The 20,505-nt window shown below is 75.2% G+C and carries 17 protein-coding genes; 9 read left to right on the forward strand and 8 right to left on the reverse strand.

The genetic code is table 11. The annotated features are described in order from the left end of the window. Positions 1 to 169: 169 nt before the first annotated feature. Positions 170 to 817: a TetR/AcrR family transcriptional regulator gene (locus ACFCX4_RS20600; protein WP_376144429.1), complete on the reverse strand. Its 648-nt coding sequence runs from the start codon at positions 815 to 817 to the stop codon at positions 170 to 172. Positions 818 to 927: 110 nt separating this feature from the next. Between ACFCX4_RS20600 and ACFCX4_RS20605 the strand changes: the two genes are divergently transcribed. After that, on the forward strand, positions 928 to 2,358 hold the full coding sequence (locus ACFCX4_RS20605) for an amidase (RefSeq protein ID WP_376144431.1): 1,431 nt from the start codon (positions 928 to 930) through the stop codon (positions 2,356 to 2,358). 214 nt (positions 2,359 to 2,572) lie between these two features. Beyond that, positions 2,573 to 3,682 (forward strand): hypothetical protein, encoded by a 1,110-nt coding sequence (locus tag ACFCX4_RS20610; RefSeq protein ID WP_376144433.1) that lies wholly within the window; start codon positions 2,573 to 2,575, stop codon positions 3,680 to 3,682. Positions 3,683 to 3,894: 212 nt separating this feature from the next. Here ACFCX4_RS20610 and ACFCX4_RS20615 read toward each other — a convergent pair whose 3' ends face one another. The 6 genes from ACFCX4_RS20615 to ACFCX4_RS20640 all read right to left on the reverse strand — a co-directional run bounded on the left by ACFCX4_RS20615 (position 3,895) and on the right by ACFCX4_RS20640 (position 12,340). Then, complete coding sequence (locus tag ACFCX4_RS20615) at positions 3,895 to 4,674, reverse strand: DUF1295 domain-containing protein (protein ID WP_376144456.1); 780 nt, start codon at positions 4,672 to 4,674, stop codon at positions 3,895 to 3,897. A 280-nt stretch (positions 4,675 to 4,954) separates the two neighbouring features. Continuing rightward, positions 4,955 to 6,262 (reverse strand): class I SAM-dependent methyltransferase, encoded by a 1,308-nt coding sequence (locus ACFCX4_RS20620; protein ID WP_376144435.1) that lies wholly within the window; start codon positions 6,260 to 6,262, stop codon positions 4,955 to 4,957. Next, positions 6,259 to 7,152: a DUF1365 domain-containing protein gene (locus ACFCX4_RS20625; protein WP_376144437.1), complete on the reverse strand. Its 894-nt coding sequence runs from the start codon at positions 7,150 to 7,152 to the stop codon at positions 6,259 to 6,261. Before ACFCX4_RS20625 ends, ACFCX4_RS20620 begins: the two co-directional genes overlap by 4 nt. Continuing rightward, a complete protein-coding gene (locus ACFCX4_RS20630) occupies positions 7,149 to 8,465 on the reverse strand; it encodes an NAD(P)/FAD-dependent oxidoreductase (RefSeq protein ID WP_376144458.1) in 1,317 nt (438 codons plus the stop codon). Before ACFCX4_RS20630 ends, ACFCX4_RS20625 begins: the two co-directional genes overlap by 4 nt. 392 nt (positions 8,466 to 8,857) lie before the next feature. Continuing rightward, positions 8,858 to 10,975, reverse strand: a complete 2,118-nt coding sequence (locus ACFCX4_RS20635) for a sigma-70 family RNA polymerase sigma factor (protein WP_376144439.1) — start codon at positions 10,973 to 10,975, stop codon at positions 8,858 to 8,860. Between the two features lie 126 nt (positions 10,976 to 11,101). Then, positions 11,102 to 12,340, reverse strand: a complete 1,239-nt coding sequence (locus ACFCX4_RS20640) for an NAD(P)/FAD-dependent oxidoreductase (RefSeq protein ID WP_376144460.1) — start codon at positions 12,338 to 12,340, stop codon at positions 11,102 to 11,104. Between the two features lie 735 nt (positions 12,341 to 13,075). On the opposite strand from ACFCX4_RS20640, the gene ACFCX4_RS20645 reads away from it, so the two are divergent. The 5 genes from ACFCX4_RS20645 to ACFCX4_RS20665 all read left to right on the forward strand — a co-directional run bounded on the left by ACFCX4_RS20645 (position 13,076) and on the right by ACFCX4_RS20665 (position 16,585). Next, positions 13,076 to 13,468, forward strand: a complete 393-nt coding sequence (locus tag ACFCX4_RS20645; RefSeq protein ID WP_376144441.1) for a peptidase inhibitor family I36 protein — start codon at positions 13,076 to 13,078, stop codon at positions 13,466 to 13,468. Positions 13,469 to 13,523: 55 nt separating this feature from the next. Continuing rightward, positions 13,524 to 13,943, forward strand: a complete 420-nt coding sequence (locus ACFCX4_RS20650) for a hypothetical protein (RefSeq protein ID WP_376144443.1) — start codon at positions 13,524 to 13,526, stop codon at positions 13,941 to 13,943. Positions 13,944 to 14,089: 146 nt separating this feature from the next. Next, entirely contained in the window at positions 14,090 to 14,611 is a 522-nt protein-coding gene (locus ACFCX4_RS20655; protein WP_376144445.1) for a DUF4231 domain-containing protein, read from the forward strand. A gap of 590 nt (positions 14,612 to 15,201) precedes the next feature. Next, on the forward strand, positions 15,202 to 15,732 hold the full coding sequence (locus ACFCX4_RS20660; protein ID WP_376144447.1) for a SigE family RNA polymerase sigma factor: 531 nt from the start codon (positions 15,202 to 15,204) through the stop codon (positions 15,730 to 15,732). After that, positions 15,725 to 16,585 (forward strand): hypothetical protein, encoded by an 861-nt coding sequence (locus ACFCX4_RS20665; protein ID WP_376144449.1) that lies wholly within the window; start codon positions 15,725 to 15,727, stop codon positions 16,583 to 16,585. The genes ACFCX4_RS20660 and ACFCX4_RS20665 overlap by 8 nt, the downstream gene beginning before the upstream one ends. Before the next feature lie 776 nt (positions 16,586 to 17,361). On the opposite strand, the gene ACFCX4_RS20670 is transcribed toward ACFCX4_RS20665, so the two are convergent. Continuing rightward, positions 17,362 to 17,661, reverse strand: coding sequence for a trypco2 family protein (locus ACFCX4_RS20670; RefSeq protein WP_376144451.1), 300 nt, complete (start codon positions 17,659 to 17,661; stop codon positions 17,362 to 17,364). A 165-nt stretch (positions 17,662 to 17,826) separates the two neighbouring features. Here ACFCX4_RS20670 and ACFCX4_RS20675 point away from each other — a divergent pair, with 165 nt between their 5' ends. Together ACFCX4_RS20675 and ACFCX4_RS20680 are read left to right on the forward strand one after the other, a co-directional pair. Further along, positions 17,827 to 19,326 carry a peptidoglycan-binding protein gene (locus ACFCX4_RS20675; protein ID WP_376144453.1) on the forward strand — a complete coding sequence of 500 codons (1,500 nt, stop codon included), beginning with the start codon at positions 17,827 to 17,829 and terminating at the stop codon, positions 19,324 to 19,326. Between the two features lie 382 nt (positions 19,327 to 19,708). Next, positions 19,709 to 20,467, forward strand: coding sequence for a hypothetical protein (locus ACFCX4_RS20680; protein ID WP_376144455.1), 759 nt, complete (start codon positions 19,709 to 19,711; stop codon positions 20,465 to 20,467). Positions 20,468 to 20,505: the final 38 nt, after the last annotated feature.

The raw sequence follows: 20,505 nt of genomic DNA on the forward strand, positions 1-20,505 counted from the left end.
GCGCCCGGCCGAGGCCGGACGCACGCCCCTCACCGTGGGAGGTGCCCGCGTGATCGGCGTCGTGCACGGCCGGCGACGGCGTCCGCCGAGGGCGTGCGGCGCTTCCCGTTCCGGGCCGCCGTCGCCCTGGCCGGGCTCCTGGCTCCGGGGGCCGCGGCCGGGCGCCGGCTCAGACCGCCGGTCGGCGGTCCGGGCCGTCCGCGGTGGCGCGACCCGGCGGGAGGTGCCGTTCCCAGAGGTTCTCCAGGTGCGCGTGCAGGACGTCCTGCGCCTCCTGCGGTGCGAGGCGGCCGACGAGGACGTGCACGGTGAGGCCGTCGGCGAGGGCGAGGAGGGTGCGGGCCTCGCGCCGCGCGTCGAGGGACGCGCATCCGGTGCTCTCGCCGGCTTCGCGGACGAGCCGGGTGAACGCCTCCTCCAAGGCCGTGTAGCCGGTCTTCAGCGTGTCGGCGAGCGGCTCGCTGACCACGGCCTGTGCGACGAAGGCGAGCCACACCCGCGCCTCGGCGCGGTGTTCCTCCCGCAGCAGTGCGGCTTCGGTGGCCGCGTGGCCCAGGGCGGTGGAGGCCGACTGGGCCGGGCTCCGGACGAGGCGTGCCCGGACGCGTTCGGTGACCCGTTCGCCGATGTGCCCGAGGGTGAACACGAGCATCTCCTCCTTGCTGCCGAAGCAGCGCTGCACGGCGCCCATCGACACCTTCGCGCGGGCGGCGACGTCGCGCAGGGTCACGCCCTCCAGTCCGTGCTCGTCGGCGAGGAGGCAGACGGCCTCGGCGATGCGGTGACGCCGCTCCTCGTGATCGACCTGCCTGGGCATGTTCGGCCACCTCCGCCGCTCGAAGCCGCTTATTCGATGCGCTTGCACCGGTTCCCAGGTTACAGTTCCGATGCAAGCGCATCGGAACGTGGGTGAGGAGGACGGGAATCATGGGGGAAGACCTGTGGAGGCTGTCGGCTGCGGCGCAGGCGAGGGCGGTTCGCGGCGGTGAGGTGTCTGCCGCCGAACTGGTGGAGAGCCATCTGGAGCGCATCCGCAAGGTCAACCCGGAGGTGAACGCGGTCACCCGACTCCTGGCGGAGCGCGCCCGGGAGGCCGCCGGGCGGACGGACCGCCGACGGGCCGCGGGCGAGGTACTGGGACCGCTCGAAGGGGTGCCGTTCACGGTGAAGGAGACCACGGCCGTCGAGGGCGTGCCCACCACCTTCGGCACCCCGCGCTTCCGCGATCTGGTGGCGCCGGCGGACGCGCCCCCGGTGGCCCGGCTGCGGGCGGCCGGGGCGATCCCGATCGGCCACAGCAACATGCCCACCCTGGTCCTGGCCGGGATGCACACGCGCAGCGAGCTGTTCGGGGACACGGTCAACCCCTGGGACCGCGGCCGCACTCCGGGCGGGTCGAGCGGTGGCGACGCGGTGGCCGTCGCCACGGGCATGGCCGCACTCGGGCTCGGCAACGACTCCGGCGGATCGGTGCGGGTCCCGGCCCAGTTCTGCGGTGTGGCCGGGCTGAAGCCCACCGTCGGCCGCTTTCCCGCGGATCACCGCGCCTTCGGCCCGGACGACCCCGGCCCCGCGTCCCAACTGCTGGTGACCGACGGCCCGTTCGCCCGGCACGTGGGCGATCTGCGGCTGGCGTACGAGGTGCTGGCCGGCACCGATCCGCGGGACCCGCGGGCCGTACCGGTTCCCGCCTACGGCGAGCCCCTCCCCGGGCCGGTGAAGGTCGCCGTCGTGGCGGACCCCGGCGGTCACGGCGTCCACCCCACCGTCCGCGCGGCCGTCGCGACCGCGGCCGACGCCCTGCGGGACGCCGGGTACGACGTGCGCGAAGTGCCGGACGTTCCCCGGCTGGACGAAGCGCTCGACGCCTACCACCGGATCACCGTGACCGAGTTCGCGCCGACCTGGCCGGCGGTGCGCGGCCTCCTCGGCCGGGGCGGCGACCGCTTCATCGGGTTCGTGATGGAGCGGACCCCGCCCGCGAGCGCGGACGAGTTCATGAGGCTCATGGGCACCTGGCTGAACATCCGCCGCTCCTGGGCCGAGTTCCTCGACGAGTATCCGCTCCTGCTCGGCCCGTCGTTCACCGAACCGCCCGTCGAGCCCGGCCTGGAGTCCCGCGACCGGGCCGGCCGGGACCGCGTCGGGTCGGCCATGCGGCTGTGCACCGTGACCAGCTTCGTGGGCGTACCCGGGGTGGCCGTGCCCACCGGCACGGCGGACGGGCTGCCGTCCGGAGTGCAGATCGTCGGGCGCGCGTTCCGCGAGGACCTGTGCCTGGCCGCGGCCGAGGCCGTCGAGCAGCGGCTCGGAGTCCTCACCCCGATCGACCCGATCCCACGCGTACGCGCCGATTGAGCCCCGGGCCAGGGCGGACCGGCAGGCGACGCCGAAGGCGCGGGCGGTCCGAGTCCGGGACCGCGCCGCGGTCAGTTGCCCGACCATGGACCAGATGGTGCCCGAGAGCGGGCACAGAGGCACGGGGGCACCCGGGCGGTGGCGTACGGCCGGGCGGGGCAGTGGCGGGCGTGTTGCCCCTGGAGGCGTGGCCTGCTGCTGTTACCCAGGGGGGATGGCCTCTGTGTTCCAGTCACCCCGTCTCCGGTCCGCCCGTGCCACCGCCACCGCCACCGCTGCCGCGGGCGCCGCGACGGTGGTCGCGGCGGCCCTCCTCCTGCCCGGACTGCCGAACGCCGCCGCCGCTCCGGGGGACCTGGCGAGCGCGACGCTGGTGCAGCTGACCAATCAGAACGTCCCGGCCATCGGGCTGGACGCGTACACCGGCCGGTACGGCACCGCGTCGTCGACCACCGTGCCGGACGCCGACAGCGCGGACTTCGCCGCCGATCCCGACGGGATGCTGTCCCGGATCACCATCGCCACCCGGACCACCCGGACCGCTACCGACCCGGCCAGGAACTTCGCACAGGCCCAGCTGACCGATCTCAAGGTGTGGTTCCGCTCCACCGCGCTGGTGAGCTACGGCCCGGTGGTGGCCGGCACCGTGGCCTCGCTGGACTCCTACGCCGAGTGCGAACCCCCGCCGGTCGGACCGCTCGCGCTCGCCTACAACCGCACCGACGCCGGGCAGATCACCGTCCTCGGCCGGGCCGTCGGGCTCGGCACCACGCGCCTGGACATCACCGGCACCGACCTGGGCGTCCCCACCGTCGGCGCGAGCACCCTGGACGTCACCGTCACCCGGCACGAGGATCCCGCCTCCCAGGCTGCCCAGTCGACCGCGGAGGCCTGGCTCGACGTCGACATCACCGCCACCTTCAACGGCCTCGCCGGTGAGCAGCTCTACCAGGGGCCGGTCACCCACGTGCGGCTCGGCGAGGTCTCGGTCACCTGCCGGGCGCCCTCGCCCAGTCCCACGCCGACCCCGACGGTCACGCCCACACCCAGCCCTTCGCCGACCCCGACCACCAGCCCCTCACCCTCGCCCTCGCCCAGTCCGTCACCCAGCCCTTCGCCGACGCCGACTCCGACGCCGAGCCCCTCGCCCAGCACGCCGTCGCGCACGCCCAAGCCGTCCCCCAGCAGTCACACCCGGCAGCCCGTTCCCCTGCCCGACACCGGTGCCGGAGGCGGCAAGGGCCCCTTGGCCGTCCTCGCGCTCGGCCTCGTCGGTGCGGGCACCGGCCTGGTGCTGGCGGCCCGCCGCGGCAGAAGGGCCTGACGGGCCGGGGCGCGCCGGCCGTCGCCGGCGCGCCCCGGACACCGGGCAGGCCCGGCTCATCGCCGGGGCCCGGCCGCGAGGCCCGCACCGTGCTCAAGCGCAGGCACCGACCCGTGCCGAAGCCGGGCGCGGTGGCGACGGTGCGAAGGGTGGGCACGGCCAGGGCCCCGGCGCCCGCCGGGGCCGGTGCCGAGGCCGGGCGATCGGAACGGCTACGGACGGGGTTTCGCAGGGGGCCCGGCCGCGGTGCTCGCCGTCCGGCGTGGCGGCAGGGGGAGGAAGCCGCTGGTGCGGGCCGCGTACTCGGCCCAGCCGGGGCGTCCCGTGCCGAGTTGGCGTTCCAGCATGGGCTTTCCGCTGCCGAACGCGAGCAGCCAGGTCATCAGCAGCGGGCTGAGCGCGAAGGCCCAGGCGGCCGGTGCGCCGACGGCGAGGAGGTACAGGCCCCACCACACGCAGGCGTCGCCGAAGTAGTTGGGGTGGCGCGTCCAGCTCCACAGCCCCCGGTCCATGATCCGGCCGCGGTTGGCGGGGTCGGCCTTGAACCGGGCGAGCTGCCGGTCGCCCACGGCTTCGAAGGCGAGACCGACCGCCCACAGCGCGGTGCCCGCCCAGGCGAGCGGTCCGGGCGGCCGGGGCAGGTACTGGGCGGCCTGGACGGGCAGGGAGACGACCCAGACCAGGGCGGCCTGGAGCAGGTAGACCTTCCGCAGCGCGTAGCGCGTGCGGCGGGCGCCCTCGGGGGCGCGGGCGAGCATCCGGGCGTAGCGCGGGTCCTCGTCGGCGCCGCGGGCGCGCCACCAGAGGTGTGCGGACAGCCGCAGGCCCCAGAGCGCGACGAGCGCGGTGGCGAGCAGCCGGCGCCCGGTGTCCCCGTGGCCGGCCGAGAGCACGAAGCCGGCCACGGCCACGGCGGTGAAGGCGAGCCCCCAGGCCACGTCAACGCCGCGGTGGCGTCCGGTGCGCACGCCGACGGCGAAGGCCGTGAGCATGACGGCCAGGGCGACGGCCGCGGTGACCGCGAGGTTGGTGGTGAAGGCGGCGGCGTTCACGGCCGTCCCCCGGTTCGGTCTCCCGCGGCGGTGCCGTCGCCGGTCCGGTCGGCGGCTCCCGCCCCTCCGGCGGTGTCAGCGGTGACACCGACGAGGGTGGTGAGCGTGTCGGCCTCGGCGGATCGGGACCGGCGGCCGGGCCGGGCGGGCAGCGGGCCGGACGGCGGCCGGCGCCGCCGGGGAGGACGGCGCGGCCAGGAGGGCCGGGAGGGGGACCGGTTCATGCCGTCACTCCTTCGCGGGTGAGCAGGAGCTGGTGGACGTTCAGGTACCCGGCCCGGAATCCGGCCTCGGAGTAGGCGAGGTACAGCTCCCACATCCGCCGGAACACCTCGTCGAAGCCGAGCGCCGCGACCTGAGCCGACCGCTCGGTGAAGAGCTCGCGCCACAGGCGCAGGGTCTCGGCGTAGTGCGGGCCGAAGGCGTCGGCGCGCACCACGCGCAGCCGGGTGCTGCGGGCGGCGGTCTCCGTGAGGCCGCGCAGGGAGGGGATCTGGCCCCCGGGGAAGACGTACTTCAGGATCCAGGTGTAGGTGCCGGTGCTGGCGAGCATGCGGTCGTGCGGCATGGTGATCGCCTGCAGGGCGACCCGGCCCGCCGGGGCCAGGACGCGGTCGAGGGTCGCGAAGTACGCCGGCCAGAAGGGCCGCCCCACGGCCTCGATCATCTCGACGCTGACCACGGCGTCGTACTCGCCGGTGGCGGCGCGGTAGTCGCAGAGCCGGACCTCGGCCCGTTCGGCCAGCCCGGCGTCGGCGATGCGGCGCCGGGCGAGGTGGAGCTGCTCCTCGGAGAGGGTGAGGCTGGTGACCCGGGCGCCGCGGGCGGCGGCGCGGACGGCGAGTTCGCCCCAGCCGGTGCCGATCTCCAGCAGACGCGTGCCGGGGCCGACGCGGGCCAGGTCGAGCAGGCGGTCGATCTTGCGGTGCTGGGCGGCGGCCAGACCGGCCCGGTCGGCGTGCAATGTCCGGCCGGCACCCGGTCCGGCGGGGAAGAGGGCCGAGGAGTAGGTCATCGTCGGGTCGAGGAAGAGCGCGAAGAGGTCGTTGGAGAGGTCGTAGTGCCGGTGGATGTTCTGCCGGGCGTTGGCGGCGGTGGGCAGTTCCGCCGCGGGCGGCCGCCGGACGGCGAGGCGGCGCAGCCACGCGGTGCCGGGCGGCACGAGCGCTCCCGGGTCGGCGGCCAGCGCGGTGAGCAGCGCGACCGGGTCGGGGCTGTCCCAGTCGCCGGCCTGGTAGGACTCGCCGAAGCCGATCAGCCCGCCGTCGCCGATCCGGTGCAGGAAGTCGCCGGGCCGGTGCAGCCGCAGGACCGGTGCGCCGGCCGGGGCGGGCCGCAGGGTCCGGCCGCCGGGGAGTTCCACGCGCAGTGAGCGTCGTGCGGCGGCCCGGTGGAGCAGCTGCCGGGCGACGGTGGCGCGCAGCGGTACGTGCGGCACCCTGGCGACGTCGGGCCAGCGGGCGGGGTCGACGGCGGGGGAGGGCGCGGGCGGTGAGGCCGGGGAGGTTGTGGTGGTGACGGTGCTCATGGGGCGGGGACCTCTTCGCTGGGCTCGGCGCGGTCGGCGGGCTGGTGGCCGGCGGGCCGGGGATCGGCGGGCGGGCGGGGGTGGACGGGCAGGCCGGCGAGCCACAGGCGGATGCCCCGGTAGCGGATGTGGAGGCTGACCGCCCAGGTGGCGAACGGGTGGGTGAGGGCGGCGGCCAGCAGGGCCGCGGGGCCGGCCGGGCGTCCGGTGCCCCGGACGGTGGCGGTGAAGGCGTGGCCGCCGGGGCGCTCCAGGCGGACGGTCAGGTGCAGGCGTGGCCCCGGTTCCGGCAGCGTCATCCGGTAGTGGCCGTCGACGGGGAAGAACGGCGAGACGTAGAAGTCCTTGGGGACTTCGGCGCGGCCGTCGGGGTCGGGGGGCAGCAGGTAGCGGTGCCGGCCGCCGTAGGTGTTGTGCACCTCGGCGACCGTGCACAGGGGGCGGCCGGACTCGTCGCGGCACCAGTACACCGTCAGCGGGTTGAAGACGTGACCGAGCGAGCGGGCCTGGGTCAGCATCAGGACCTGTCCGCCGCCGAGCCGGACGCCGCGGTCGGCGAGGAAGCGGTCCAGGGACCGCCGGATCGTCGCCGCCGGCCGGTCGTCGCGGGCCGGCGCGTGGTCCTCGTCGCGGAACCGGGCGAGCGGGCGCAGCGGCCGGGGAACGGGCGGCAGGCGGTCGAGGTCGACCAGCCACAGGTAGCCGCGGTGGCGGAACGGGCGGCGCCGGGGGACGGCGCGGACGTGGGTGGTGACGGTGGCGTAGAGGACCGCTCCCCACGGGCCGGGCAGGGTCCTCACGGCGGGCCCGTTCGGGGCAGGGCTGCTCACGGCGGGCCCGTTCGGGGCATGCTCGCCGGCGGGGTGCTCACGCATGGCGTGCTCGCTCATGGCGCGTTCACCCCGAGCAGTGCGTGGGCGGCCTCGATGCCTGAGCGGCAGCCGTCCTCGTGGAACCCCCAGCCGTGGTGGGCACCGGCGAAGGCCGTCCGCCCGGTGCGGAGCCCGGGCAGCCGCTGCTGGGCGGCGACCGTGCGCGCGGTGTACACCGGGTGCTCGTAGACGGTGCGGGAGATCACCAGGTGCTCGGGGACCGGGTTCGAGCTGTCCTCGTTGAGGGTGACCACGTAGTCCTCGGCGGTGTCCAGCCGCAGGAGCCGGTTCAGGTGGTAGCTGACGCGGACCCCGCCGGCGGGCGTGGCGCAGTGCGGCATCCGGTAGTTCCACGAGGCGCGGGCCCGGCGGGCGGTGGGCAGCAGGGAGGGGTCGCGGTGGAGGACGGTGGGGTTGCGGCTGTAGCCGAAGGCGCCCAGGACCTCGGTCTCGGCAGGCGTCGGATCGGCCAGCAGCCGCAGGGCCTGGTCGGCGTGGGTGGCGATCACCACGGCGTCGGTGTCCGTGCTGCGGCCGTCCGCGGTGACCACGGTGACGCCGTCCGGACGCCGGCGCACCGTGCGCACGGGCGCGCAGCGGCGGACGGTGGCCAGGCGTGCGGCGATCCGGTCGACGTAGGTGCGCGAGCCGCCGCTGACGGTGCGCCAGGTGGGCGAGCCGGTCACCGACAGCATGCCGTGGTTGTCGAGGAAGGCGAACAGGTAGCGCGCGGGGTAGTCGCCCGCGATGTCGGGGGCGCAGGACCACACGGCGGAGACCACCGGCGTCACGAAGTGGCCGACGAAGTAGGGCGAGAAGCCCTCGGCGGAGAGGAAGTCGCGCAGGCCGGGGTCGCCCGCGGAGGGGTCGGCGAGCAGGCGGCGGGCGAGCCGGTGGAACCGGGGGACCTCGGCGAGCATCCGCAGGTAGCGGCCGCGGACCACGGCGTCGGCCCCGGCGAACAGGCCGGCGGGGCCGCGCGCGCCGGCGTACTGGAGGCCGCAGCCGTCGCACCGCACGGACATGCTCATCTCGGTTTCCTGGGTGCGGACGCCGAGTTCGGCGAACAGGCGCAGCAGGTGCGGGTAGGTGCGCTCGTTGTGGACCAGGAAGCCGGTGTCCAGGGCCAGCGGCCGGCCGTCCGGTGCGGTGACGTGCTGGGTGTGGGCGTGGCCGCCCAGGCGGTCGTCGGCCTCGAACAGGGTGACTTCCACACCGGCGCGGGTGAGTTCGTACGCCGCGGTGAGGCCGGCGACGCCGGAGCCCACCACCGCGGCCCGGCGCGGACGGGCGGCGGGGTCCGGCGCGGTGGCGGTCCGGTGCGCGGACATGGTGTCGAACATGGTCAAGGAAGCCCTCCCGGCAGGGGCCGTGACGTGGCCCCGCATCGTCGTTGCACCGTGGTTTCGGAGCCGCGCGCGGGTTGGATTGGCCCGGATGGCGGCGTGGCGCGGAGACGGCACCTGGGGAGCGGGTTCCGCAGAGGGCGACGATCCGTGGCCGGGTCGGTGGCCGATCGGTGGCTTGCGCGACGTGCCGGCCGGGCGCGCGCGGAGGAGCCGCACCCACCGGGCGGCCGGGGCACCGGGCGGCACGGGCCGGGGCTGGGCGGAGGGGCGCGGGGCGGCCGTGGACCGGGCGGCCGCGGCCGGACGGATGCGAGGGCGAAGGCCGCTGCCCGGGACCGCCGCCGTGCCGGCCCGGGCCGGGTGCGAACCGGGCTTCAGCCCGTGACGGCCTCTTCGAGGAGATCGACCGCGTCCACCAGGGCCCGCGGACGGGCCGCGCCCGCCGGAAGCCGGGCGCGGGCCCAGCCCGGTCCGGCCGCCACCACGGCGGCCCGGGCACGGGAGCCGCGCGGTCCCCACCGGGCGGCGCCCACCTGACGCACCAGTTCGTCGTCGGCGGTGCGCCGGTCCTGGGACCAGATCATCACGGCCCCCGGACCGATCCGGTGGACGGCGTCGAGCAGGGCCCGGGGCGGGACGGCCGCGCCCAGCATCCGGAACGCCAGGCCGCGCTCGGCCAGTGCCGCGGCGGTGGCTTCGAGGGGGAGGGTGTGCTGCTCACCGGGTGTCGCCGCGAGGAGCACGGGCGGTACGGGCCGGGCGGTGACGGCGTCCAGCGCGGTGGCGCGCAGGACACTGGACACGTGCCAGGAGAGCAGGTGCTCGACCTCGACGTAGTGCTCGCCGTCGGCCGCCCACTTGCGGCCCGCCGCGCGCAGGGCGGGCATCATGACCTCGGTCCAGGCGTCGACCACCCCGAACGTGCGGACGGCGTCGCGCAGGATCCCGGCCACCTCCGGCGCGTCGAGCCGCACCGCCGCCCGGGTCAGGCCCCGGCATTCGGGGCGCACCGCGCCGAGGCGCAGCGCCCGGCTCCCGCCGGGGCCGGGGCCGGGTGTGGCGGGCGCGGCGGCGGGAGCCGGCGCCGAGTGCGTGCCGTCGGCGCCGGACGGTGGCGGTGCGTCGCGGCCGGCCAGCGCGGACCGGGCCGCTTCTCCCGGTGCCACACCCCGGGAGGTCAGACGGCACATGCGCTCCAGCACGGCGATGTCCTGGCGGCTCCAGCGGCGGTGGTGTCCCGCCTCGCGGTGCGCGGGGCCGATGCCGTAGCGGCGTTCCCAGGAGCGGATGGTGGTGGGCGACACGCCGAGGCGCTGGGCCACGCCGCCGGTCGGCAGTCCCGCGTCGTCCAGCGGGTCGGCGGTCGGGGGTGGGTCCCCGTCCTGCCGTCCGCCGTCGGGGCCGGGCGTTGGCGTCGGCATCCGGTGCTCCTTCCCTCGGCCGTTCCCGCACGGCACACCGCCATGGTGGCGATCACCGGTCGCCGAATCCAGCGGGGCCGCGGCGGGTCCTGCGGAGGCGTGTTCTCTGCGGGGTGGCGGGGGCGGGGTGCGGGTGTCGGGGGGTGGGCTCTGGGCGGGTGGTTGCCGGCGTTCACCGGCCGCCGGAGCGTCATGGTGTCCGTGCGCCGCCGGTGCCGGTGCCGGCACCGGTGCGGGCCTGGGCCGGGGCATGGTCGGGGGCGAGGGAGCGGCGGGTGCAGCCGGCCGCGCGGGTGGGCGCACCGGGCGGGGGGCGGGGCGGGAGTCCGTCGTGCCCTCCGCCCGGGCGGATGCCCGGGGGGAGTCCCGGCCGGATTCCTCGCCAGGTGCCGGTGCCGGTCCGTCCCACCGACCGCCGTTGCCGCCGTGGTTGCCGGGAACCTCGAAGGCCGTCCTGAGGCGGCTCAGGGCGTCGCGGGTTCTGGTCTTGACGGTTCCCAGCGGCACGTTCAGCAGGTCTGCGATCTCCCGTTGGGAGTAGCCGCCGTAGTAGGCCAGTACCAGGGCTTCGCGCTGCAGGCGGCTCAGGGAGGCGAGGGCCGTCCGCAGCCGCAGGCCGTCCAGCAGGCGCACCGCCTCCGCGTCCGTCGGTGCCTGCTCCTCCGGCTCCCCGACGGCGGCGTGGTGGTCACGTTCGGTCGCTGCGCGGACGGAGCGGACGCGGTCGACGGCGCGGTGGTGGGCGATGGTGAGCGCCCACGCCAGGACGGATCCGCGGTCGGGTCGGTACGCCGCGGCGGTGCGCCAGACCTCCAGCAGTACCTCCTGGGTGACCTCTTCGGCATGGGCCGTGTTGCGCAGCGTGCGCAGGGCGACGCCGTGCACGGGTACGGCGAGTGCGCGGTAGAGGAGGGCGAAGGCGGCCTCGTCGCCGCGCGCCGATCGTGCCAGGAGGCAGGACAGGTCGTCGCCCGACGCACCGCGACCGGGTCCGCGACCGGGTCCGGGAACGGGGCCGGATGCAGGGCCGTCGGAGGAACGTACGAGGAGGCTGCCTACTGGTGAGGTCACGGTTCCACCGTGCGGCGCACCGGACGACTCCGCCCAGTTGGAGCGGTTGTGCATCGTTTGACGCAACGCACCGCGACGCACCGCGGTGGGCCGGTCGTCGGCCTTCGGCGGCGGGTTGTGGGGCGGCTACCTCCGTACGGTGGCCAGGTCGGCGGACGCTTCCCGGGCGGCCCGCGCGCCCGAGGCCAGTGCCCCCTGGACCGAGGGCGTCGCCCGGTGGTCCCCGCAGACGTAGCGGCCGGGGGAGAACCTCGTGGTGCGGCTGAGCGCGAGCGGTGCGGGCGAGGCCGGCAGGGCGTCGGTGATCCGGTACTCGGCGAGCAGTTGCCAGCCGGCGGTGTCCGCCCCGTACAGTTCACCGGCGCGCGAGCGGGCCGCGTCCGCGTCGGCGCCGGTGCCCAGGACCGACGTCGACACCAGCGCGCGCCCGTCCGGCGAGTAGGCGGGGACGGCCTCCGAGAGCACCACCGTGTTGAGGATCCTGCGGCGGGCGTCGACGACGAGGGTCGGCTCGGCCAGCGGGGAGGCCGGCGCGGTGTGGTAGAAGGTCGTCACCGCCCGGCCGGGCGGCACCCGCAGGCCCGGCAGCAGACCGGCGGCCTGCGCCGCTCCGGTCGCCACCACGACGGCGCGGGCCCGCAGCACCGATCCGTCGGCGAGCGCCACACCGCCGTCGTCCACCCGTTCCACGCGTGCGCCGAGCAGCAGCCGTTCCCGCGGCAGGCGGGCCGCCAGTTGCCGCGGCACGGCCCCGATGCCGTCCTGCGGCAGGCACAGGGTTCCGCGGACCATGCTGCGCAGGACCAGGTGGAGCATCCGGCTGGAGGTCTCCAGGTCCTCCTCCAGGAAGACCCCGGTCAGGAACGGGGCGAGGACCGTGTCGACCGTGCGCCGGGACACGCCCGCCGCACGGAGCGCCCGTGCCGTGCTGGTCTGCGGCAGACGCCGGAGCGCGCGGACGGGCAGTGCCGCGTCGCACACGCCGAGCAGCCCCAGGGCCGCCAGGTCGCGCAGGGGCAGCAGCCGACCGGGCAGCAGACCGGGGCTGTGGCGCGGGTGGCGGGTCGGGTCGGCCAGGCGGTGCGAGCGGTGGCCGTCGGCGAGCAGGAACCCGGACGTGAGCGGGTGCAGCCGCAGCGCCCGCAGGTCCAGGCGCTTCTTCACCTGGGGGTAGGAGGTGTTGAACACCTGGAAGCCCCGGTCCAGCCGGAAGCCCTGCACCACGTCGGTGCGCATCCGGCCGCCCACGTCGTCGGCGGCCTCCACCAGCAGCACCTCCCGCCCGGCGGCCGTCAGGTCCAGCGCGCAGGCCAGCCCGGCGACGCCCGCCCCCACCACGACCACCTCGGTTGCCTCCCGCGCCATCCCGGTCACCGCCCTCTTCCTGTTCCGCCGTGTGCGGACCCGAGTCTTTTCGATCGGGGGTTCGGAGAGCACCGGCGCCGCGGATGGGGTCCGTCCGGGCGAGTGCGAGGACTGCGGTGGGTGGACGGTGCGACGCGGGCACCCGGGCGTCGGACGGGCCGGCCGGGGCCGGATGCTCTCCGATTTCCGGTCCGGGGGTTTGCCGGGCGGGGGCGCAGTGAGGGGGCACCGGTGTACGCGGGCGAGGCCGGTACCGGCTGCCGTGTCCGCGGTGGCGGTGCCGTGGACGGTCAGCGCTGCCGACCCCCACCGGCCTGTCCGTGGTCGAACCGGCCACGTGGTCTCCAGGAGCTGCCGGACACCGGCCGCGCCCGCGCCCGTCCTCGGCCCGGCGAGCGGTCGTCCTGCGTTCCGGGGCCGCCTGCCGACGGCCCCGGACGCGGTTCCCACCCTCGTACATCAGAGGGCGACGGAGGCGGGGGCCCCTGGGAGACTGCGAGGGCGAGGCCGGCCGGGCCCCGCGCCGGTTGCGTGAGGGAGCCGGCCGACCGTGGCCGAGCCTGCGGTGCGCTTCCCGGCAGAGGCGGGCCGGTCGGCACCGCCGGCGGTGATGACGCCGGTGGCGGCAGTCGGCTCCACGGGCAGCTGCAGCCGCTGGGGACGTCCCTCCCCGGGCACCGCAGAAGGGTTCTCCTCGAACGACCGCATGTTCGGATGCGGGTGAAGGGTGGCGTCATGAACAGGGTCATCGGAGCGGCCACGGCAGCCGCGGCGCTGGCGTTCCTCCTCGGCTCCGCGCCGGCCGCACGGGCCGAGGACAACCCGCCGGGCTGTCCCAAGGGGTATTTCTGCATCTACTCGGGCGAGAACCAGACGGGAACGCTCCTCAAGAAGACGAACGTCGACTGGTCCGCCGGCAGCCCCTCCGAATTCGTCACCGGCGCACGGTCGGTCTTCAACAACGGCACCCCGTGCGCCGGTTGCGACCATGTGCGCTACCTGTACTACCCGGGCATCGGGAACAACATGACTCTCTGCCTCCACTACAACCCCGGGCCGGGGAAGTACAAGCAGAACTGGTCCTTCCCCGTGGTGGTGAAGAGCGCGCACTGGGGCGGGGAGTGCTGACGGACCGTACCGGTTCGACGTTCCGGGGACAATGACACCGACTCGGAGGAGTTTCATGAGACCACGTTTCCTGATCGGCATCGCGGCGACGGCGGTTCTGCTGACCGCGGGTCCCGCCCCGGGCGCCGAGGCCCTTCCCCAGGCCACCGCCGCGGCCCCGCCCTCGGTGGATCCATGGGCACCGACCCGGCACTACGCGCCGGGAACGTCCGCCCCTGACTGCCCGGGAGGGAACTTCTGCGCCCACGTCTGGGACGCCTCCTCCCGCGACTACGTGGTGTTCTTCCTCGGCCGGTGCGCGACCTACGCGCTCGCGAACTGGGACGACCGCGGCTGGTACACCAACCAGCAGACCGGTACGCGCGCCACCGCGACCCTCTACGGACGGTCCGGCAACAAGCTGAAGGACATCCCGATCGGCGCCGGAAGCATCGTCGACTGGTCCCCCGTCTGGTCGATCCGCAACTGCTACTGACCGGTCGGGCGCGCGCCGGAACCGGATTCGTCCCGGCTCGTCGCTGCGCTTCCCGGCCCTGCGCGGCGCCCACCGGTCCCGGTCGGCGCCGCACGGGTCCGGTGAACCGGCTGACACCGCCGGTTCGTGGTGGCGATGATGCTCGCATGCGCCGCGGACAGATCCCGCCGAACGACGATGGATGGGCCTCGGCCCCGGACCCGCTGCTCGCCCTGGCCGAACGCGAGATGCGGTTCTACCAGCGCGTGCGCGTCAAGTCGCGCCGCGCACACCGTGCGACGGAACTCGGAGCGCTGGCAGGAGCCTCCGCCACCGTCGTCGCTGCGGGCCTGCACGCCCCGGTGTGGATGACCACACTCGTCGCCGGCGGCGTCCTGTTCTGCACCGGGTTCCGTCAGGTCTTCGCTCCCGGTCCCCGCTGGGTACTTGCGACCCAGGCCCAGGAGTCCCTGCGCCGGGCGGCCAACCGCTACCGGCTGCTCCCGGAGGGCGAGCGTGACGCGGAGGCCCGGGCACGGCTGCTCGCCGTCATCGAGGAGGTCGGCAGCGAACAGGTCAGGCAGTGGGCCGAGCAGCGGCAGCTGACCGCACTCGGGGGGACCCCTCTCCCGACCCGGATTCCTTCTCCTGGAGCAGGCACGTCCGAAGCGACGCCGCCGTCCCTCTGAGCGGCCGTCCGCTTCGAAGCCGTCCACGGTCGAGCCGGAGCCGGCACGGCCTCACGAGGGGTGGCCGGACGACTGCCCGCCCTCCCGGGGAACGAACTCGGGACCGTCTGCGGCAAGCGGAACCACCACGACACGAAGCCTGGCTCGCCGGCCACCGCAGCCCCCTCCGCGTCGGGCTGATGCGCAGGTCGTGGCCCGCAGCCTCCCACCGTGGACGGGCAACCCGTGCCACGTGGCCGGGCCGCCGCCGGGAGCGTGACAGTCGATGCGGGGGAGGCCCTCCTTGGAGCCGCGAGGGTCGCTGGGGCGTCGGTGAGCATCGTCGGGCGGATGCGCAGGTACCCGTGGTCCCTTCCTGTCGGCCTCCGGTTGATGCAGGCGCCCGTGTCCGCCTCCCGGCTCCCGCGGCCGCAAGCCGGGGGGTGATCCAGGTCACAAGCGGCCGGTGCAACGCGGGGGCGGCTCCCGTGCGTACAGGACGGGGGCTCCGCCCGGCCGCACGGCTCACCGCCGTGGCCGGGGCAACGCCTCCTCGCGGGCAGCCTGTACCGCGAACCGAAGGACAGACAGTCCCGTAGGAGAGACCGTTGATGACGCCACAGGAGTTCGACGCGTTCTACGCGGCGTCCTTCTCCCGCCTGACCGGGCAGCTCTACGCGATAACCGGCGACTGGTCCGAGGCCCAGGACGTGGTCGAGGAGGCCTTCGCCCGGGCGTGGAACCGAAGGCGCGCGCTCGACCCGGACGGCGCTCCGGAGGCATGGGTCCGGACCACGGCCTGGCGGCTCGCCCGTTCCCGGTGGCGGCGGCTCGTCCGGGGCCTGCACCCGGCAGGTCGCCACCACCGCCGGGAACCACTCACCGTCGGGCCGCTCCCCGAGGAACAGCTGATCCTCATCGGCGCGCTCCGCGACCTGCCCGAGGCCCAGCGGGGCGCCCTGGTCCTGCACTACATGTGCGACCTCTCCGTCGAGCAGGTCGCGGCCGAGACCGGCGCCGGCGTGAGCACCGTCAGGAGCCGGCTCGCCCAGGGCCGGACCGCGCTCGCCGCCGCGCTCGCCGGCCGGACCCCGACCAGTGAAGAAGGCCCGACCCGTGAGAAAGGAAAGTCACGTGTCTGACCCCGACCACGACATCCTGGGTGACCGGCTGCGGCTGCTCGGCGCACGGATGTCCGCACCGGCCCTGCCCGCTGCCGAGATCCGCCGGCGCGCCGACCGGCGCCGCCACCGCCGGCGCGCCCTGGGCGCAACGGCGGGCTGCGCCGCGGCAGCCCTGTGCCTGGCCCTCCCGTCCGTGCTGCCCGCACCGGAGCCACGGCACTCACCGGGAGCACCGCACTCGCCGGAAACACACCAGGGAGCGGCCACCACGGACACCCCTTCCGTGTCCGCCTCGCCCCAGCCGCCGGCAGCCGTCACCGTCACCAGCACGGCGACGACGACGATCGATGCCGCGACCGCCGCCCGGATCCTGAGCTCCTGCCTGGGCTCCGAAGCCCGCCGGTTCCGCGCGGTGATCGCGGTCCTCACCCCCATCGCCTTGCCGGACGCCGACGGCGTGGTCGTCGCCGTCAACTCCGCCGGTCAGTACGCGCAGTGCGGGTCGAAGGGTGACAAGGGCACCGGCAGCGCCTTGCCCGCGACGATGATCAACGACCGCCCGTGGAGAGCCGGCCGCCTGATCAAGCCCTTCGATCACTCCAGCACGCCGGCCGGCGCCGGCCGGCACCTCGTGCTGGTCACCGGTCAGTACGCGCCCGGGGCCGCCAAGGTCACCGTCAGCTACGAAGACGACCCGACGCAGTACCCCGCCGTCATGACGGACGGTGCGTTCGTCCACACGGCGGCCGTCTCCACCGGCCCCAGCTGGAGCTCCACCATCCCCCCGGCCCCCTACGTCCACGTCTACGACGCGGACGGAAAGGAGGTCTACGACGAAAAGGCGGAGCTCCTCAAGAACACTCGTCCGTAGCCGTGGCGGACTCTGTCGCGTGTTTCGGCCGGGGTTGCTCGGTGAGTCGGCAGGCGGGGCGGGACAGTCGGCTGTCCGGGACTCGCGGGGCGCTCTGGGTGAGCATGCGGGTGCCGCGGGCCGCGGTGGTGCAGCGTTCGGGGGAGGGGCTGAGCGGCGGTCACGACGGCGTCGTCACCGTGCGGGGTGACGGGGTACCAGCCGGCGCTGGTGCGGCCTTCGGGACAGGTGGCCCGGCGCCGGACGACCAGCCCTGCGGCCGCGGCCCCCACCCCGTCCCGATGACGCACACCTCGTCGATGTGCGGGCCCTCGTACCGGGCCGTCACCACAGTGAGCGACACTCAGGGTGGGCCGCCAGAGGGGCCATATGTGTGCGAATACATCCAGCCGATCACCCGGTCGAACCACACCGCCTCACCGGCGTCCTGGGCGGACGCCGACTCCTCGTCGGACAAGGATCTCGGATCGTGGCCGCCGGACCGCGCGGACTGCCGCACGGTGGGAATGACGCTCCCCGCCGGTGGGCGCCGACACCCGGACCACGGACAAGCGCCGCGTTTCGCGAACGAGCTGGCATGGCTTCCGCCACAACCGGTGGACCGAGGAGCAGGCTTCCCCGTTCTTTCCGATGGGCCGGGCTTCGGGGAGGTCCTCGGCGGCCGTATCCGTGCCGAGGCCCTCGTCGCGTTCCGGGCCGCCACCGGCACCCGTCAGCAGGGCGAACTCACCGGCCGGAAGGCCCTTCCGCCGTGCGGACCTCGGGGCGGGTGCCGGTCACCGTTCCCCGAGCAGGCTTTCCCCGGAGACCTCCGGCGACCGGCCGGTGGCGGTCACACGCGGGTGGAGGGTGAGCTTGATGTGCTGGGTGTCGGAGTGTCCGAGCGTGGCTTCACCGCCCAGCTCGGCGACCAGGAACCGCACCTTGCCGCCGGCCTTGGCCGAGCGTTCGACCGCCAAGGTGACATCCAGTTCGACCACTCCCAGGTCGAACACGAGGCTCTTGTCGCCGGCCTCGACCATGGCCTTCTCCAACTGGCCCCGGAGGTCGCGGATGACGTCGGACAGTTCGATCACTGGCACTCCCGGGGTGGTTCGGGCGGTGGACGCGGACCCACTATAGGACTTGTCGAAGCGGGGCATGAAGCAGTCGACTGAAGGGCAACTCCCGGGCATGAGCGTCGAGTTGGGAGTCGGACCGGTTCGGGAGCGCGTCGGTTCCCGGATGGTGGGGGAGCAGCGGTGACGGGGTTGAACGGAGAGCGGGCGGCGGAAGTGATGGTCCGGCGCGCGGACGGCACCAAGGCACGTGGTTCCGGCTACCTGGTCCGCGAAGGGGTGGTGCTGACGGCCGCGCACGTGGTGCGCTCCGAGGCCGGCGTCACGGTCCGCTTCGAGGCGGACCGTCCGGGGGAGTGGAGCGCGCCGGCGCGTGTCCTGTGGTCGCACGCCGGTGTCGACGTGGCCCTGCTCGCGGTGGAATCCGCCGAGGGCACGGGTGAGAACGGCACGGACAGGAACGGCACGGACAGGAACGGTGCGGACGGGAACGGTGCGGGCACGAGCGGCGCGCGGGGCGGATCCGGGCGCCGGGCCGGGCCGGCGCGGTTCGCGGCCGTGCGCGAGCGCGACGCGGGCCTGCGGTCCAGTGCGCTCGGCTTCCCGCTCTTCAAGTGGCGCAGCGACCCCGGCGGCACCGGCTACCGGGACTCCTGCCACGCCCGCGGGGAGATCGCCCCGCTGGCCGACCGCCGGGAGGGCACCCTGGAACTCCGGGTCCAAGAGCCCGAACACGACCCGGACCCGAGGCGCTCGCCCTGGGAGGGCATGTCGGGGGCGGCCGTGTGGGCGCACGGCCGGATCATCGGCGTGGTCTCCCTGCACCGGCGTGAGGAGGGGCTGGGCACGCTGACCGTCAGCCGCGCCGACACCTGGGCCGCCGCGGCCGACGAGACGGGCCTTGCGGCGCTGCGCCGTATCGGCGTCACCACCGCCCTGCCGCCGGCCGCGCCCCGGTGGCGCGACCGCCGGCTGCTGCTGCGGACCGGCGCCGCCCTGCTCGTCCTCGGTCTCATCGCCTGGGGCACCACCGTCCGTCTCACCGCGCAACCCGCCCTGCACTTCCGCGTCCTGGGCACCTGCGAGAAGCCCGGGACGCGCCTCGGCAACGAGTCGTCGGGATTCACGCCGGCAGGCCGCTACACCAGCGAGATCCGCTCGCCCGACGGGAACCTAGTGCCGCTCGGCACCTACGACTCCAACCTCGTGGCCGACGACGGCTCCCTGCACTGGCAGTGGCCCTGCGCCCGGACCGACGCCCCCGGCACCTACCGGGCGCGGGTCACCGACGAGGCCACCCACCGGCGCACCGCGTGGGTGCCGTTCACGGTCCTTCCGGTCGCGCCGTACAGCTGCGCGTTCGTGCAGGAGAACGGCCAGTGGTACGCGGGCCTCAGCCGGACCGCCACCGCCAACCTCCCGCCCCTGGCGTCCGGCACCGAGATGGACAACGTCGCGGAGGCCCAGTGCCTCCTCGTGCGCCTGGGATTCGACCTCGGCCCGGGGAGGGTCGACGGCTACTACGGCGAGCTCACCAAGCAGGCCGTCGTCGACATCCAGCGACAGGCCGGGGCGAATCCGGACGGCGTGGTGGGGCCGGCCACCTGGAAGCTACTGCGCAGCCCCACGACCCCGGCCACGACAGTGCCGGCCCTGGCACCGGCCCCGGCCCCGGCCGGCTGACCCGCCGTCCCCGCCGTCCCCGTCCCGCCCGGCACTGCTGAGGACTGTGACAACCCTCCCGCCGCCCCTCGGCACGGCCCGGGCGGCAACCGTTTCCGTCCGGCGGACGGCTATGGACGGAGCGGGGACTCCGGTGCGCATTTCGGCCGGGGCCGTGCGATGAGTTGCTGGGCGGGGCGGGACAGTCGGCCTGTCCGGGGCTCGCGGGCCTGGTCGGGTTGTCGGCCGGTCCGGTGGGCTGCCGGGGCTCATGCGGCGGAACCGCTGAGTCCAGGAGTCGGTGCGGACTCTTGACAGCCGGGTGGTCCAGACCACCAGTATTGCTCCGGCCCAGAGTGCCCCAGGCCGCCGAAGTCCCCCACCTTCGAAGGGAGCGCGGTCCATGGCCGGACCCGTTCGCGCACCACTCCGAGCTCTGCTCGCCGCCGCCGTCACCGCCGCCGCCATCGCAGGCGTCGTGCTCACCGGGACCGGCACCGAGGCCGCCCACGCGGAGGGCACCCCACCGCCCGCCCGGGTCCTCGCCCCGCACGTCGAGGCCCGGGCGGGCGACAGCCTGTCCGAGCCGGCTTCGCAGTCGGGTGACAGGCACCCGACGACAGCGTTCCCCCGAGCCGTCGCCACCACCTCCTCCCCGTCGCCCTCCACGTCGAGCAGCCAGGCGGCCGCCATCCTGGTGCAGCTCAGCCCGTCCTCGGGCACGGTGGCCGCCGGCTCGTCGACCGCCGCGACCGTGCGCACGGCCATCATCAACAACGGCTCGAACACGTCCATCGCGCTGACGGTCAGTGACGTTCCTGCGGGGGTCACCGCCTCGGTCAGCCCGTCCCCGGTCAGCGGGAGCTCCAGCGCCGTCCTGTCGGTGTCGACCGCGTCCACGGTCGCCCCCGGCACCTACACGCTGACGGTCAAGGGCACGCTGACCGGCACCTCGGCCACGTCCTCCGCGACCTACACGCTCACCGTGACCGGCACCACCCCGGCGTGCTCCACCGCCCCCTGGGTCGCCACACAGGTCTACACCGGCGGCAACACCGTCTCGTGGAAGGACCACCGGTGGAGCGCCAAGTGGTGGACGCTGGGCGAGGAGCCCGACACCACCGGTCAGTGGGGCGTCTGGCAGGACCTCGGTACCTGCTGATCCGCACGCTTCGTCGGGCCGGGCCCCGGAACCGGGGC

The organism is Kitasatospora sp. NPDC056327, assembly GCF_042261735.1.
Classification (GTDB): Bacteria; Actinomycetota; Actinomycetes; order Streptomycetales; family Streptomycetaceae; genus Kitasatospora.

Excerpts from the sequence above, each read along its gene's own strand:
- ACFCX4_RS20600 (WP_376144429.1), bottom strand. The coding sequence starts at position 817 with ATGCCCAGGCAGGTCGATCACGAGGAGCGGCGTCACCGCATCGCCGAG.
- ACFCX4_RS20605 (WP_376144431.1), top strand. The coding sequence starts at position 928 with ATGGGGGAAGACCTGTGGAGGCTGTCGGCTGCGGCGCAGGCGAGGGCG.
- ACFCX4_RS20610 (WP_376144433.1), top strand. The coding sequence starts at position 2,573 with ATGGCCTCTGTGTTCCAGTCACCCCGTCTCCGGTCCGCCCGTGCCACC.
- ACFCX4_RS20615 (WP_376144456.1), bottom strand. The coding sequence starts at position 4,674 with ATGCTCACGGCCTTCGCCGTCGGCGTGCGCACCGGACGCCACCGCGGC.
- ACFCX4_RS20620 (WP_376144435.1), bottom strand. The coding sequence starts at position 6,262 with ATGAGCACCGTCACCACCACAACCTCCCCGGCCTCACCGCCCGCGCCC.
- ACFCX4_RS20625 (WP_376144437.1), bottom strand. The coding sequence starts at position 7,152 with ATGAGCGAGCACGCCATGCGTGAGCACCCCGCCGGCGAGCATGCCCCG.
- ACFCX4_RS20630 (WP_376144458.1), bottom strand. The coding sequence starts at position 8,465 with ATGTCCGCGCACCGGACCGCCACCGCGCCGGACCCCGCCGCCCGTCCG.
- ACFCX4_RS20640 (WP_376144460.1), bottom strand. The coding sequence starts at position 12,340 with ATGGCGCGGGAGGCAACCGAGGTGGTCGTGGTGGGGGCGGGCGTCGCC.
- ACFCX4_RS20645 (WP_376144441.1), top strand. The coding sequence starts at position 13,076 with ATGAACAGGGTCATCGGAGCGGCCACGGCAGCCGCGGCGCTGGCGTTC.
- ACFCX4_RS20650 (WP_376144443.1), top strand. The coding sequence starts at position 13,524 with ATGAGACCACGTTTCCTGATCGGCATCGCGGCGACGGCGGTTCTGCTG.
- ACFCX4_RS20655 (WP_376144445.1), top strand. The coding sequence starts at position 14,090 with ATGCGCCGCGGACAGATCCCGCCGAACGACGATGGATGGGCCTCGGCC.
- ACFCX4_RS20660 (WP_376144447.1), top strand. The coding sequence starts at position 15,202 with ATGACGCCACAGGAGTTCGACGCGTTCTACGCGGCGTCCTTCTCCCGC.
- ACFCX4_RS20680 (WP_376144455.1), top strand. The coding sequence starts at position 19,709 with ATGGCCGGACCCGTTCGCGCACCACTCCGAGCTCTGCTCGCCGCCGCC.